At 67.3% G+C, this 12,520-nt stretch carries 12 protein-coding genes; 7 read left to right on the forward strand and 5 right to left on the reverse strand.

The features are described 5' to 3' along the window. From EG885_RS15400 to EG885_RS15430, 7 genes are all read left to right on the forward strand, one after another. Window positions 1-777: N-acetylmuramic acid 6-phosphate etherase (locus EG885_RS15400; RefSeq protein WP_131576189.1), on the forward strand; the 777-nt coding region annotated here is incomplete at its 5' end. Continuing rightward, the gene (locus tag EG885_RS15405) at window positions 774-2,045 is read left to right on the forward strand and encodes an ABC transporter substrate-binding protein (protein WP_131576191.1); all 1,272 of its coding nucleotides are present in this window, start codon (window positions 774-776) and stop codon (window positions 2,043-2,045) included. The genes EG885_RS15400 and EG885_RS15405, both read left to right, overlap by 4 nt. Window positions 2,046-2,136: 91 nt before the next feature. Then, entirely contained in the window at window positions 2,137-3,054 is a 918-nt protein-coding gene (locus EG885_RS15410; RefSeq protein WP_131576193.1) for a carbohydrate ABC transporter permease, read from the forward strand. Window positions 3,055-3,064: 10 nt separating this feature from the next. Then, window positions 3,065-3,904 (forward strand): carbohydrate ABC transporter permease, encoded by an 840-nt coding sequence (locus tag EG885_RS15415; protein WP_131576195.1) that lies wholly within the window; start codon window positions 3,065-3,067, stop codon window positions 3,902-3,904. Next, complete coding sequence (locus EG885_RS15420; RefSeq protein WP_207392298.1) at window positions 3,901-4,938, forward strand: Gfo/Idh/MocA family protein; 1,038 nt, start codon at window positions 3,901-3,903, stop codon at window positions 4,936-4,938. Before EG885_RS15415 ends, EG885_RS15420 begins: the two co-directional genes overlap by 4 nt. 11 nt (window positions 4,939-4,949) lie before the next feature. Further along, window positions 4,950-5,954: an ABC transporter ATP-binding protein gene (locus EG885_RS15425; RefSeq protein ID WP_131576197.1), complete on the forward strand. Its 1,005-nt coding sequence runs from the start codon at window positions 4,950-4,952 to the stop codon at window positions 5,952-5,954. Between the two features lie 101 nt (window positions 5,955-6,055). Further along, on the forward strand, window positions 6,056-7,024 hold the full coding sequence (locus tag EG885_RS15430; protein ID WP_131576200.1) for a GGDEF domain-containing protein: 969 nt from the start codon (window positions 6,056-6,058) through the stop codon (window positions 7,022-7,024). Between the two features lie 51 nt (window positions 7,025-7,075). Here the strand turns inward: EG885_RS15430 and EG885_RS15435 are convergent, their stop codons facing one another. From EG885_RS15435 to EG885_RS15455, 5 genes are read right to left on the reverse strand one after another with little or no spacing between them, the layout of a single operon-like run. Next, window positions 7,076-8,800, reverse strand: coding sequence for an ABC transporter permease (locus EG885_RS15435; protein ID WP_165571161.1), 1,725 nt, complete (start codon window positions 8,798-8,800; stop codon window positions 7,076-7,078). After that, window positions 8,790-9,761, reverse strand: coding sequence for an ABC transporter substrate-binding protein (locus EG885_RS15440; protein WP_131576204.1), 972 nt, complete (start codon window positions 9,759-9,761; stop codon window positions 8,790-8,792). The genes EG885_RS15435 and EG885_RS15440 overlap by 11 nt, the downstream gene beginning before the upstream one ends. Window positions 9,762-9,768: 7 nt before the next feature. After that, the gene (locus tag EG885_RS15445) at window positions 9,769-10,335 is read right to left on the reverse strand and encodes a histidine phosphatase family protein (protein WP_165571162.1); all 567 of its coding nucleotides are present in this window, start codon (window positions 10,333-10,335) and stop codon (window positions 9,769-9,771) included. Continuing rightward, on the reverse strand, window positions 10,332-11,402 hold the full coding sequence (locus tag EG885_RS15450) for an MBL fold metallo-hydrolase (RefSeq protein ID WP_165571163.1): 1,071 nt from the start codon (window positions 11,400-11,402) through the stop codon (window positions 10,332-10,334). The genes EG885_RS15445 and EG885_RS15450 overlap by 4 nt, the downstream gene beginning before the upstream one ends. Beyond that, window positions 11,395-12,498, reverse strand: coding sequence for an ABC transporter ATP-binding protein (locus EG885_RS15455; protein WP_131576210.1), 1,104 nt, complete (start codon window positions 12,496-12,498; stop codon window positions 11,395-11,397). The genes EG885_RS15450 and EG885_RS15455 overlap by 8 nt, the downstream gene beginning before the upstream one ends. Between the last annotated feature and the right edge of the window lie 22 nt (window positions 12,499-12,520).

The following is a 12,520-nucleotide window of genomic DNA, read 5'->3' on the forward strand; positions in this document are numbered from 1 at the left end:
GTGGCGGCGCTGCAGGGCGGGGGGCGGATGGGCTATGCCGGAGCGGGCAGTTCGGGGCTGATGGCGCTGGCCGATTGTCTTGAAATGGCGGGCACGTTCGGCCTGCCGCCCGACCGCACGCCGATGCTGTTTGCCGGGGGCGCGGACGCGCTGCTGCACATGCGCGGCGCGGTCGAGGATGATCCGGCGCTGGCCCGGGCGGATGTGACCCGCGCTGGTCTGGGGCCGGGCGATCTGCTGCTGGTGCTGTCGGCATCGGGCACCACCCCCTATGCGCTGGAGGCCATGCGGGCGGCGCAGGCGCAGGGCACGCGCGTGGCGGGATTTGCCAATGTCGCCGGATCGCCGCTGCTGGCGCTGGCCGATATCACCGTGCTGATCGACACCGGTGCCGAGATGATCGCGGGATCGACCCGGATGGGGGCGGGAACGGCGCAAAAGGTGGCGCTGAACATGGTTTCTGTGCTGGTGGGGATCGGGCTGGGCCATGTTCATGACGGGCATATGGTCAATCTGGTCGCCGACAATGCCAAGCTGAGGGGCCGTGCCGCCCGGATCGTCGCCGATATCGCCGGAACCGGCCTTGATGCCGCCGATGCGGCGCTGGAACAGGCCGGGGGCGCGGTCAAACCCGCCATCCTGATCGCGCGCGGCGCCACACCAGAAGGGGCCCTTGCCGCGCTGCAGGCCAGCGACGGCCATCTGGGCCCGGCTCTGGCACAGGATTTTCACCAAACGCGGCCCGTCAGAGGCCCGATCACAGGGAGACGACCATGACCCAACCCTTTCGTCTGGCGCTGCTGGCCAGCACCGTGCTGGCTGGCACCAGTCTGGGAAGCATCGCCAGCGCGCAGGATGTGACGCTGACCATCGAAAGCTGGCGCAATGACGACCTGCAGATCTGGCAGGACACCATCATCCCCGCCTTCGAGGCCGCCAATCCCGGCATCAGCGTCGTGTTTTCCCCGACCGCCCCCGCCGAATACAACGCCATCCTGAATTCCAAGCTGGACGCGGGATCGGCGGGCGATCTGATCACCTGCCGCCCCTTCGACGCCTCGCTGGAGCTGTTCAACGGCGACAAGCTGGCCGATCTGACCGATCTGGCGGCGATGGCCAATTTCTCGGATGTGGCGAAATCGGCCTGGCAGACCGATGACGGGGCGGCGACCTTCTGCGTGCCGCTGGCCTCGGTCATCCATGGGTTCATGTACAACCGCAGCGCGTTCGAGGAGCTGGGGCTGGAACCGCCCGCGACGATCGACGAGTTCTATGCCGTGCTGGACGCCATCAAGGAAGACGGCACCTATATTCCCATGGCCATGGGCAGCGCCGACCAGTGGGAGGCGGCGACGATGGGATATCAGAACATCGGCCCGACCTTCTGGAAGGGCGAGGAGGGCCGCGGCGCCCTGATCGCCGGAGAGCAGTCGCTGACCGACGAGGCCTGGGTCGAACCCTTCCGCCAGCTGGCCCGCTGGCGCGATTATCTGGGCGAGGGGTTTCAGGCGCAGACCTATCCCGACAGCCAGAACCTGTTCACGCTTGGCCGCGCCGCCATCTATCCCGCCGGCAGCTGGGAGATCGGCGTGTTTACCCCGCAGATCGACGGCGCCTTCGAGATGGGGGCGTTCCCGCCCCCGGTGATGGCCGAAGGCGATACCTGCTATATCAGCGACCATACCGATATCGCATTGGGGCTGAACGCGGCCTCGCCCAATGCCGATGCGGCGCGGACCTTCCTCGAATGGGTCGGATCGGCGGAATTCGCCACGCTTTACGCCAATGCGCTGCCGGGGTTCTTCTCGCTCAATTCCTCGCCGGTCGAGATGGAGGATCCGCTGGCGCAGGAATTCGTCAGCTGGCGCGAAAGCTGCGAGCCGACGATCCGGTCGACCTATCAGATCCTGTCGCGCGGCACGCCCAATCTGGAAAACGAGACCTGGAATGCCAGCGCCAATGTGCTGGCCGGGACCGAAACGCCCGAGGATGCGGCGGCGCGCCTGCAGGAGGGGCTGGCCTCGTGGTACGCGCCGCAGCAGTGACCAGCCTGCCCTGACGGGCAGGCGAAAGGCCGGGGGCTTCGCGCCCCCGGACCCCCGCGGGATATTTTTGTGAAGAAGAAGGGGCCGGGGCATGGCGGGACGGCGGGCGGTGCGCTGGCATATCGGGGTGTTTCTAGCGCCTGCGGTGCTGGTTTATACGGTGATCATGATCGTGCCCTTGCTGGGGACGTTGAACCTGTCGCTGTTTGCCCGTGGCGAGGAGGGCAGGGAGTTCGTGGGTTTGGCGAATTTCGCCACCTTGTTCGGCGATCCGCGCTGGTCGGGGGCGTTCTGGAACGCGCTTGGCAACAATGCCTGGTTCTTTCTGATCCATATGCTGGTGCAGAACCCGGTCGGCGTGGCGCTGGCAGCGCTGTTGTCGTCGCCCCGGCTGCGGATGGCGGCGTTTTACCGCACGGCGATCTTTATCCCGACGATCCTCAGTTTCGTGATCGTTGGATTCGTGTGGAAGCTGATCCTGTCGCCGATCTGGGGGATCGCACCGGGGATGCTGGACGGGATCGGGCTGCGGTCGCTGTTCGCGCCCTGGCTGGGGCGCGAGGAATATGCACTGACGACGCTGGCGCTGATCTCGGTCTGGCAATTCGTGGGCATCCCGATGATGCTGATCTATGCCGCGCTGCTGTCGATCCCCGACGAGGTGATCGAGGCCGCCGAGATCGACGGCATCACCGGCTGGTCGCAGTTCTGGAAGATCAAGCTGCCGCTGATCCTGCCCGCGATCGGGATCATCAGCATCCTGACCTTTGTCGGAAATTTCAACGCCTTCGATCTGATCTATGTCAGTCAGGGCGCCTTGGCGGGGCCGGATTTCGCCACCGATATTCTGGGGACGTTCCTGTACCGGACCTTCTTCGGGTTCCAGCTGCAGCTGGGCGATCCGCATATGGGGGCCACCATTGCCACGGCGATGTTCGCGATCATTCTGGGCGGGGTCTGCCTCTATCTGTTCGGCATCCAGCGGCGGCTGCGCCGCTATCAGTTCTGAGGGCGCGGGGATGAGCGTCGCCCGCAGATCCATGGCCCGCAGCATCGCCGCCCATGCGGTGCTGATCACCTATACCCTGATCGCGCTGTTTCCGGTCTTTGTGATCGTCATCAACAGCCTCAAGTCGCGTCGGGCGATCTTTGCCGATCCGCTGGCCTGGCCGACGCCTGAAACCTTTGATCCGGTCGGCTATCAGACGGTGCTGCGCCAGGGCGATTTCCTGCTGTATTTCCAGAACTCGATGATCGTGACGGTGGCCAGCCTGTTCTTTGTGCTGCTGTTCGGGGCGATGGCGGCCTTTGCCCTGTCGGAATACCGGTTCCGGGGCAACAGCCTGATGGGACTGTATCTGGCGCTTGGGATCATGATCCCGATCCGGCTTGGCACGGTGGTGATCCTGCAGATGATGGTGGCCGGCGGGCTGGTCAACACGCTGACGGCGCTGGTGCTGGTCTATACTGCGCAGGGGCTGCCTCTGGCGGTGTTCATCCTGTCGGAATTCATGCGCGGCGTGTCGGACGATCTGAAGAATGCCGGGCGCATCGACGGGCTGTCGGAATATGCGATCTTTTTCCGGCTGGTCCTGCCCTTGGTGCGGCCCGCCATGGCCACCGTGGCAGTCTTTACCATGATCCCGATCTGGAACGATCTGTGGTTCCCGCTGATCCTTGCGCCGTCCGAGGCGACCAAGACGATCACGCTTGGCTCTCAGGTCTTCATCGGGCAGTTCGTCACCAACTGGAACGCGGTGCTGGCGGCGCTGAGCCTGGCGATCCTGCCGGTTCTGGTCATGTACCTGATTTTCTCGCGCCAGCTGATCCGGGGCATCACCGCAGGAGCCGTCAAATGATCAGAGTGCTTGTCGTCGGTCTGGGAAATATGGGGATCAGTCATGCGCTGGCCTATCATCACAGCCCGGATTTTCAGATCGTCGGGCTGGTCAATCGCAGCGCACCCGATTTGCCAGAGGCGCTGGCGGGCTATGCGGTCAGCCATGATTTCGACGAGGCGCTGGCGCGGCTGCGGCCCGATCTGGTCTGCGTGGCGACCTATTCCGACAGCCATGCCGATCTGGCGGTGGCGGCGATGCGGGCGGGCGCGCATGTCTTTGTCGAAAAGCCGCTGGCGACCTCGGTCGCGGATGCGCGCCGCGTGGTGGCTTGCGCGCGGGAAACGGGGCGCAAGCTGGTCGTGGGGTATATCCTGCGCCATCATCCCAGCTGGCAGCGCCTGATCGCCGAGGCGCGGGCGATGGGCGGGCCTTATGTGTTCCGGCTGAACCTGAACCAGCAATCCTCGGGGGCCACATGGCAGGTGCATAAGGCGCTGATGCAAACCACGCCGCCCATCGTCGATTGCGGCGTCCATTACGTCGATGTCATGTGCCAGATCACCGATGCCGCCCCGGTCGAGGTGCGCGGCATGGGCCTGCGCCTGTCCGATGAGATCGCGCCCGACATGTACAATTACGGCCATTTTCAGGTGATCTTCGACGACGGCTCCTGCGGCTGGTACGAAGCCGGATGGGGCCCGATGATGTCGGACACGGCGTTCTTCGTCAAAGACGTGATCAGCCCGCGCGGCGCGGTGTCGATCCGCATGGCCGAGGATGCGCGATCCGACGATATCGACACGCATACGCGCACGGCCAGCCTGCGCATCCACCGCGCCGGGATCGGCACGCAGGATCTGGACATGACGGACGAGCCCGGCCACCAGCAGCTGTGCGATGCGCAGGCGGCATTCGTCGCCCGCGCCATCGGCGGCGATCTGGACCTGACACGGCATATGACCGATGCGGTGGCCTCGCTGGCCGTGTGCCTTGCGGCGGATGACAGCGTGCGGTCCGGCCGGCCCGTGACGCTGGACCCGGTGCGGATATGAAAGAGGATGCCATGGACGACGCCCTGACCCTGACGCAGGTGACCAAACGCTTTGGCCGCACCCAGGTCATCGACGGCATCGATCTGAACGTCGCGCCGGGCGAGTTATGCGTCTTCGTCGGCCCCTCGGGCTGCGGGAAATCGACGCTGCTGCGCATGATCGCGGGGCTGGAGGATGTGACCGCCGGCCAGATCGCCATCGGGGGGCGGCGGGTGAACGAACTGCCCCCGGCACAGCGGGAAATCGCGATGGTGTTCCAGTCCTATGCGCTTTATCCGCATCTGTCGGTGCGCGACAATATGGGGCTGGCGCTGCGGCAGGCAAGCACCCCCAAGGCCGAGGTTCTGACCGCCACCGACCGCGCTGCGGACATGCTGTCGTTGACGGCGCTGCTGGATCGGCGCCCCGCCGATCTGTCGGGCGGGCAGCGCCAGCGCGTGGCCATCGGGCGCGCCATCGTGCGGCGACCGAAACTGTTCCTGTTCGACGAACCCTTGTCCAATCTGGATGCCGCCCTGCGTGTCGCCACCCGGATCGAGATCGCCCGCCTGCACCGCGACTTGGGCGCGACGATGATCTATGTCACCCATGATCAGGTCGAGGCGATGACGCTGGCCCACAAGATCGTCGTCCTGCGCGCGGGCCGGGTCGAACAGGTCGGGCGACCGATGGATCTGTACAACGATCCCGACAACCGCTTTGTCGCGGGCTTCATCGGCAGTCCGGCGATGAATTTTCTGGATGCCGGGGCGCTTGGCCTGCGATCGGCGACGCTTGGGGTGCGACCCGAACATCTGGCGATCTCGGCCGATGGGGGCACCGTGGCGGGCCGGGTCAGCCATCTGGAACGCTTGGGCGGCGAGACGCTGAGCTATGTCCAGACCGAGGTGCATGGACTGCTGACCGTGCGGCAGTTCGGCGAACATGACCACCCGGTCGACGGGCCGGTCTGGGTCACCCCCGATCTGGCCCGGGCGTTTCACTTCGATGCCGAGGGGCGGCGTCTGCGGACCTGATCCGCGCGAGGCGGGCACCGCTGCTTTCAACCAGACCTTGTAGTTCAGTTCGCAATTCCGCACACTGGCCCGGCAGGAAATCCGATGGGCGGAGTGGCGGAATGTATGACGAGGCCAAACTGGACGACGAGGCCGGACGGCTGGCCGCCCTGCGCCGCTATCAGGTTCTGGATACCGTCCCCGAGGCCGAGTTTTCGCAGATCGCCGGTCTGGTCAAGGACATCTTTCAGGTCAGTCAGGTGCTGGTCAACCTGATCGAGCGGGACCGGCTGTGGGTCATGGCGGCGGCTGGCATGGCGCGCATCGAATGCCCGCGCGAGGATTCCTTCTGCACCGTCACCATTCAGGGCGAGGGGCCGCTGGCGGTGCCCAACCTGCTGGAGGACAAGCGGTTCTGCGACAATCCCTTTGTGCAGGGGGACGCGCATATGCGCGCTTATCTGGGCGTGCCGCTGACCTCGCCCGACGGCTATAATGTGGGTGCGCTTTGCGTGCTGCACACGGCGCCGCGCAGCTTTTCGGTTCAGGAAGAGGATCTTCTGACCCGGTTCTCGCAGTTGGTCGTGGCCCAGATGGAGATGCGCCTGATCGCGCAAGAGGATGAACTGACCGGCATCCTGACCCGCCGCGCCCTTCTGCAGCGGCTGGATGCGGCGATGATGGACACGGCGCCGGTCGGCCTGATGCTGATGGATCTGGATCATTTCAAGACGATCAATGACGGATTCGGCCATGCGGTCGGCGATCAGGTTCTGCAGGCCACGGCGCGCGTCATCTCGGACATGGTACGCCATGGCGATGCCTTCGGGCGCTTGGGCGGCGAGGAATTCGGCCTGCTGCTGACGGACACCGCGCCGGACGATGTCATGGCGCTTGCCGAACGGATCCGGCTGCGGGTCAGCGAACAGGTGATCGCCCGGATCGGCAAGTCCGTCACGCTCAGCATGGGGGTGGCGTTGCGGGGCCCGGGCGACGACCGCACCTCGCTCCTGCTGCGCGGGGATATGGCGCTGTATCAGGCCAAGCATGGCGGTCGCAACATGTGCGTCTTGCATCCCGGTGCGGACTGACGGCGCCGGATCGATCCCGCGCCATGCGCCGGGCCGGGGCGATGCGCCCGGTCAGGCCCGCCAAGGCAGGGCGGCGGCGCCCGCACCGGTGACCCGCATCACCGCCTCGGCCAGCGCACACAACCCCATCAGCAGCATCACCGACAGGACCGACACGGCGGCGGCACCGGTGGAGTTCCCCTCGTATTGCAGGGAAAAGACCATGACGCCCAGGGTCTCGTGCCCCGAGGACCACAAAAGCGCCGACAGGGTCAGCTCGTTCATCGCGGTCATCACCACCAGCATCGCCCCCGCCAGCGCGGCAGGCAGGACCGAGGGCGCAAAGATCCGCCCCATCCGGTCGCCCAGACCCAGCCCCACGATCCGAGCGGCCTCGTCCAGCCCCGGATCGGCGCCTTGCGCGGCCGCCATGACCGGGCGCAGCACAAGCGGCAGGAACCGCGCCAGATAGGCGATCAGGATGATCGCCGCCGTCCCATACAGCGACACGCCCAGCAGCGGCAGCGGCGGCAGGAATGCCAGGATCATCGCCAGCGCGACGACGGTGCCCGGCACCACCCAGGGCGCCTCGGCCAGCAGGTCGATGGCCGCCACCGCCGGGCTGGGCCGCCGCGTCGCCAGATAGGCCAAGGGCAGCGCGACCATCGTGCACAGGATCGCCGCCATCCCCGACAGCATCAGCGAATTGCCGAAGGCACGCCGGATCGCCGGATTGTCCAGCGCCCGGCGATAGCCGTCCAGACTGGCAACCTCGGCCGAGAACGGCACCCCGATCGCGGGCACCAGCGACGTCAGGACCAGCGCCGCCAGCGGCAGGATCGCGATGATCGCCACCACCGCCCATAGCAGCGCCTGCGCCCAAAGGGGCGCGGCGCGGGTGGGGGCAAAGGCGCGCCCGCCCTCGACCCGCATCCGCAGGGATCGCATCAGGACGGCGCGCAGGATCAGCGCCGCCACCGCGATCAGCGTCAGGATCAGCGCCAGCACCGCCACCTGACCCGCGACCGCAGGCCCGAACCCGTTCAGCCGCTGATAGATCAGCGTCGTCAGCATCGGCACCCGCCCCGGAATGCCCAGCAAGGCGGGGATGCCGAAATTGCCCACGGCGGCGGTAAAGGCCAGCAACCCCCCCGCGATGGCCGAGGGCAGGACCAGCGGCGCGATGATCCGCGTCAGCACCGACCGGGGCGGGATGGCGGCGATACGCGCGGCCTCGATCAGATCGGCGGGCACGGATTTCAGCGCCGCCCGGATCGCGATGAAGACCAGCGGCATATGTTCGATCCCCATGACCAGCGCGATGCCCATGGGTGAATACAGCGGATTGCCCTGACCCGGCGCAGGCGCCAGCCCCAAGGGCCGCAGGATGGCCGAATTCGCGCCGAGCAGCTCGATCCACGACAGGGCCAGCACCTGCGAGGGGATGATCAGCGGCATCAGGATCAGGAAGGACAGCGCCGCCCGGAACCGCATCCGCATCAGCCCCACCGCCAGCGCCAGCCCCGCCCCCAACCCAAGCGAGATCGCGACCGAGATCAGCGACAACAGCAGCGTGTTGCGAAACGCCCGCCCCGTCGCCCGCGCCGACAGCGTGTCGCGCAGGACGCCAAGCGGCTGGCCCTGATCACCCGGACCAAAACCCGTCAACAGCAACTGGCCAAGCGGCCAGACCGTGATCAGCCCGACATAAAGGCACAGGGCAAGGGCCAGCATCCGCTCGGCCCCGCCCGTCCTTGCATCGCCCAAGAGGCGCAGGGGATGCAGCTTAGCCGCCATAAAGATCGGCGAACTCCATCTTGACGGCCTCGCCATCGCTGAGCAGCGCGGCATTGTCGGCGCCGATGATGGTCAGGCTTGCGGCATCTGGATAGCCCTCGGGCGCGGCCATGCCGGCGACCAGCGGGAAATAGCCCTGCGCCACGGATTGTTCCTGCGCGGCCTGACCCAGCTGCCAGTCGACAAAGGCCTTGGCGGCCTCGGGGGCGTCGGTCTGGGCCAGGATCGCGACGGGCTGGGTCACCGCCGTCACGCCTTCGGACGGAAAGACGAAATCGACGGGCGAGCCTTGGGCCTTGGCATTCATCGCCATGTATTCGACCAGCACGCCATAGGCTTTCTCGCCCCGCGCCACGGCCTCCAGCACGGTGCCGTTGCCCTGTCCGGCGACGGCGCCGCCATCGGCCAGCGCCTCGAAATAATCCCACCCGAATTCGGGTTGCTGGACCATCGTGCCGACATGGATCGCCGCCGCGCCGGAATAGAGGGGCGAGGGCATGATCGTCTGCGCCGCCGCCTGCGGTTCGGCCAGATCCGCCCAGGAGGTCGGGGCCGTGTCCACCAGCGTGGTGTTATAGACGATGCCGGTGGTGATCAGCTTGGTCGGAAAGAACATCGCATCGGCGTCCAGCAGGGCCGCGTCGATGCCCTGAACCGGCGCGTCGGGATGGGCCAGCAGGCGGTCATCGGCCTTCAACTGGGTCATCGCGACCGCATCGGCGATCAGCAGCACATCGGCGGGGCTGTTGCCTGCGGCGAATTCGGCCTGCAGCTTGGCCATCACCTCGGTCGTGCCCGACCGGAACAGATCGACCTGAATGTCGGGATGGGCCTCGTTGAAGGCGGCGATGACCTCGGTCATCTGCTCCTGCGGTTGGGATGTGTAGATCGTCAGCGTCTCGGCCAGGGCGGGCAGGGCGATTGCGGACAAGGCGGTGGACAGCATCAGGATGCGGGTCATGGGAACCTCAGGTCGGTTGGGAAAGGGGGGTCAGACGGGGCGGATCGGCCCGCCAGCGGCCTTGCGCGTCGCGATAGACCGCAATCAGCGCGCAATTGTCGGGGCGCAGGAAGGGCAGGTCCAGCGCCGCGAAGATCTCGCGCACCGTGCCGGAATGGGCGACGATCAGCGGGCTGTCATCCTGCACCGGGATCGCCGCGCAGCCTTGCAGGATGCGGGCGTGGAACAAAGCGGCGCTTTCGCCGCCCGCAGGCGTGGCCTGACGGTCCAGAATGGCGCGCGGCTGGCCTTCCCAGATGCCCCAGTGGCGTTCGGCCAGCAAAGGCGCGGGGGTGATGGGCAGGCCGGGGCGGGTGGCGGCGATCTCCATGGCCGTCTGCCATGCCCGGCGCAGGGGCGATGCGAAAAGCCTGCCGATGGTCAGACCGCCCCATGCCTGCGCCGCCGCCCGGGCCTGTGCCAGACCCTGCGGCGTCAAAGGCGCATCGGTCGCCCCGGCGATCAGCCCGGCGGCGTTCTGCGCGGTCTGGCCGTGGCGCAGCAGGTAAAAGCGGGGATGATCGAACAGGCTCACCAGATCAGCCTTTCGCCAGCCGCGATCGGCCAGCCGCTGTGGGCGCGCAGATCCGCCAGCGTGTCGGGATCGCAAAATGCCGCCAGCATGGTCCGGGGCGCGCAGGCGGCGACCAGATCGGCGGCCCCGTCAAAGGTGGGATGCACGTTCCAGCGCCGGACCTGCGCGCGGCCCGCCGCGATCAGCGCCTCCGCCGGGCTGCCCATGGCCACATGCCCGGTCAGGACGATCCTTGCCCCGCCATCCCGCGCGATCCGCGCCGCCAGCGCGCCCGAGATGCCGCGTTCGGCGTTCGGACCCGCAGCAACCATGACGCCGGACAGGGTCGAATCGACGTCAAGAGCGCCCGCTTTATCGATCATATCCAAGGCGTTCTGCCCATCATTGGTCAGCCAGTCCAGATGCAGGCGCAAAGCCCCGGCCACCCGCCGATGGGCGGCGCAGATCGACACCGCAAAGCCGTGGCGCAGAAAGACCAAGGCCAGTTCCAGCCCCCGTCCGCCTGCCGGGCAGGGAAACAGGACCGGACCATCGGCCAGCGCCAGTACCGCCGCAATCTGATCCGCCAGTGGTTCGCTGGCCTGCCCGTAAGAGGCATCCAGCACCATCGCCGCCGCGGGCGGGGGCGGGGCATGGCGGAACATCAGGCTTTCGGCACTGACATCGCCGGAATAAAGCAGCCCCTTTGGCCCGCCAATCCGCATCCAGACCGCGCCGGGCGCATGGCCCGCAGGGCCGGTCATCAGCGGCAGGCCGCAGATCTGGTCCAACCCCTCCAGCGGGGTGGCCTGACGCAGGGCGGGCCATTCGGTCAGCGCGATGGTGGGGCGGGTGGCGAACAAGGGCGGGGCGCCCAAGCCCTGCCACAGATCCAGCCCGCCGGTGTGATCGACATGGCCGTGGCTGAACAGGATCGCATCCAGCGGCGGCAGGCCCGACAGATCGGGCAGGGTGGACCCATCCGGGCCGCGACCCAGATCCAGCAGCAGATTGCGGCCCTGCATCTGCAACAGGAAACAGGCCGGACCCTTGACCCCGACGCCCGAGATGGCGCGCAGCTCAGGCATACGACCGCTCGGGCAAGGTGACCGTCGAGGGCTGCGGGGCGGCGGCCCCGTCGCGGGGAATGACCCAGCCCCCGGTGACATCCAGCCCGATCACCGTTTGCGGGGGCAAAGCGCGGTCCAGCGACAGGCTGAGCAGATCGACCCCGGCCCCCTGCGGCAGGACATGGGTCAGATAGCGGCCGTGCTGAAAGCTTTGCGACAGGATCTCGGCGCGCAGATGGGCCGGACCGGTGGTCAGGCGCAGATCCTCGCGGTGCAGGCACAGCCAGCCGGGGCCGGGCGCGGCGGTGCCCGGCAGGGACAGATCCGCATCGCCCATCCGCAGGGTACACTGTCCGTCGCGCGCCGCCGTCACCTGCACCGGCAGGGTCGCGCCATGGCCGATGAAGCGCGCCACCATGGGCGAGGCCGGGCGGCGATACAGATCTTCGGGCGCGCCGACCTGTTGGATGCGTCCGGCCTCCATCACCGCAATATGGGTGGCGACGGCCATCGCCTCGTCCTGATCATGGGTCACAAGGACAAAGGTCGTGCCGGTGGCCGCATGCAGGCGCCGGAATTCGGCCAGCATCCGGTGGCGCAGATGCGCGTCCAGATTGGCCAGAGGCTCGTCCAGCAGCAGCAGGGCCGGGCGCAGCACCAGCGACCGCGCCAGCGCGACCCGCTGACGCTGGCCACCCGACAGTTCATGCGGGCGCCGCTCGGCCAGATGCGCCAGCCCGACCGAGGCCAGCATCTGATCCACCCGCGCCTGCCGGTCCGCCCGCGACAACCGCTGCGTCTTCAGCGCGAAATCGACATTGCCGCGCACGGTCATGCTGGGCCACAGCGCATAGGATTGAAAGACCATGCCCAGATCGCGCGCCTCGGGCGCCACGAACACATCCGGCGCGGCGATCACCCGGTCGTCAAAGCGCAATTCCCCGGCGTCCGGCAGCTCCAGCCCCGCGATCAGACGCAACAGCGTGGTCTTGCCACAGCCCGACGGGCCCAGCAGCGCCAGAAACGCACCCTGCGGCAGGTCCAGATCGATGTCCTGCAGCACCGGCGTTCCGGCAAAGGATTTCCCGATCGCTCGGGTCTGGACGCGGGGCATGCGAACCTCTCTTTCCGGGGCG

The sequence above is a fragment of the Paracoccus nototheniae genome, assembly GCF_004335005.1.
Taxonomy (GTDB): domain Bacteria; phylum Pseudomonadota; class Alphaproteobacteria; order Rhodobacterales; family Rhodobacteraceae; genus Paracoccus; species Paracoccus nototheniae.

Coding starts and splice junctions, on each gene's coding strand:
- EG885_RS15455 (WP_131576210.1), bottom strand. CDS start 12,498: ATGCCCCGCGTCCAGACCCGAGCGATCGGGAAATCCTTTGCCGGAACG.
- EG885_RS15410 (WP_131576193.1), top strand. CDS start 2,137: ATGGCGGGACGGCGGGCGGTGCGCTGGCATATCGGGGTGTTTCTAGCG.
- EG885_RS15440 (WP_131576204.1), bottom strand. CDS start 9,761: ATGACCCGCATCCTGATGCTGTCCACCGCCTTGTCCGCAATCGCCCTG.
- EG885_RS15430 (WP_131576200.1), top strand. CDS start 6,056: ATGTATGACGAGGCCAAACTGGACGACGAGGCCGGACGGCTGGCCGCC.
- EG885_RS15420 (WP_207392298.1), top strand. CDS start 3,901: ATGATCAGAGTGCTTGTCGTCGGTCTGGGAAATATGGGGATCAGTCAT.
- EG885_RS15425 (WP_131576197.1), top strand. CDS start 4,950: ATGGACGACGCCCTGACCCTGACGCAGGTGACCAAACGCTTTGGCCGC.
- EG885_RS15435 (WP_165571161.1), bottom strand. CDS start 8,800: ATGGCGGCTAAGCTGCATCCCCTGCGCCTCTTGGGCGATGCAAGGACG.
- EG885_RS15405 (WP_131576191.1), top strand. CDS start 774: ATGACCCAACCCTTTCGTCTGGCGCTGCTGGCCAGCACCGTGCTGGCT.
- EG885_RS15415 (WP_131576195.1), top strand. CDS start 3,065: ATGAGCGTCGCCCGCAGATCCATGGCCCGCAGCATCGCCGCCCATGCG.
- EG885_RS15450 (WP_165571163.1), bottom strand. CDS start 11,402: ATGCCTGAGCTGCGCGCCATCTCGGGCGTCGGGGTCAAGGGTCCGGCC.